This is a genomic window from Achromobacter sp. SIMBA_011, assembly GCF_046535435.1.
Lineage (GTDB): Bacteria > Pseudomonadota > Gammaproteobacteria > Burkholderiales > Burkholderiaceae_B > Achromobacter > Achromobacter dolens.
In genome coordinates, this window is sequence record NZ_JAWRWN010001280.1 from 1 (window position 1) to 233 (window position 233).

Annotated in this window: 1 protein-coding gene; it reads left to right on the forward strand. The window is 59.7% G+C overall.

Annotated features, from left to right (window positions below):
* Positions 1-233 (forward strand): bacterioferritin (locus SB816_RS35180; RefSeq protein WP_410548647.1); only part of this gene is annotated, 233 nt, incomplete at both ends.

Sequence of the window (233 nt, forward strand, 5' to 3'; positions counted from 1 at the left end):
GCGCATGTACAAGCACTGGGGCCTCGAAAAGCTCGGCAAGCACGAATACGACGAATCGATCGGCGAAATGAAGCACGCCGACTGGCTGATCGAGCGCGTGTTCATGCTCGACGGCCTGCCGAATCTGCAGGACCTGCACAAGCTGCTGGTCGGCGAGGAAACCGAAGAGATCCTGAAGTGCGACCTGAAGCTCGAGCAGATCTCGCAGGCGACGTGCAAGGAAGCGATCGCCT